Consider the following 946-nt stretch of genomic DNA (forward strand, 5'->3'; position numbering starts at 1 on the left):
ACACGGGTGTCTTCGACAAGATCCGCACGCTGTTCGCGGCGACCACCGAGGCGAAGGTGCGCGGCTACCAGCCGGGCCGCTTCTCCTTCAACGTCAAGGGCGGTCGTTGTGAGGCCTGCTCCGGCGACGGCACCCTGAAGATCGAGATGAACTTCCTGCCCGACGTCTACGTGCCCTGCGAGGTCTGCCACGGCGCGCGGTACAACCGCGAGACCCTCGAGGTGCACTACAAGGGCAAGACCATCGCCGAGGTCCTCGACATGTCGATCGAGGAGGCCGCGGAGTTCTTCGAGGCGATCACCTCGATCCACCGCTACCTCAAGACCCTCGTCGAGGTGGGTCTCGGATACGTGCGACTCGGGCAGCCGGCCCCCACGCTGTCCGGCGGCGAGGCGCAACGCGTCAAGCTGGCGGCGGAGCTGCAGAAGCGGTCGACCGGACGCACGGTCTACGTGCTGGACGAGCCGACCACCGGCCTGCACTTCGAGGACATCCGCAAGCTGCTCGGCGTGGTGAACGGGCTCGTCGACAAGGGCAACACGGTCATCGTCATCGAGCACAACCTCGACGTGATCAAGACCTCGGACTGGGTGGTCGACATGGGGCCCGAGGGCGGCTCCGGGGGCGGCACGGTGGTCGCCGACGGCACCCCGGAGGACATCGCGGCCGTCCCGGCGAGCTACACGGGGCGGTTCCTGAAGGAAGTCCTGGCCTCGGCACTGCCGGCGGGCGGTGACGGTTCGGGGGAGAAGGCCGCACCGAAGCGCAAGCGTGCACCCCGCAAGGCGCCCGCGGCCGTCTGACCTGGCGAGAATGAAGTGAGGGCCGGGGTCGCCAACGCGAACCCCGCCCGCACGTCACGAAGATCAGAGGGGAGTCGTGCCGCCGGGGCCGGGGCCGGTGCCGCCGCCGGGGGTGGGGCCCGGCCACACCGGGCCGCAGCCGG

Annotated in this window: 1 pseudogene; it reads left to right on the forward strand. The window is 70.0% G+C overall.

The annotated features are described in order from the left end of the window. A pseudogene (locus ACFVH2_RS24785) lies at positions 1-803 on the forward strand (excinuclease ABC subunit A); the annotation flags it as partial. Between the last annotated feature and the right edge of the window lie 143 nt (positions 804-946).

The organism is Rhodococcus sp. NPDC127527 (assembly GCF_042672245.1).
In the GTDB taxonomy this organism is placed as follows: domain Bacteria; phylum Actinomycetota; class Actinomycetes; order Mycobacteriales; family Mycobacteriaceae; genus Rhodococcus_G.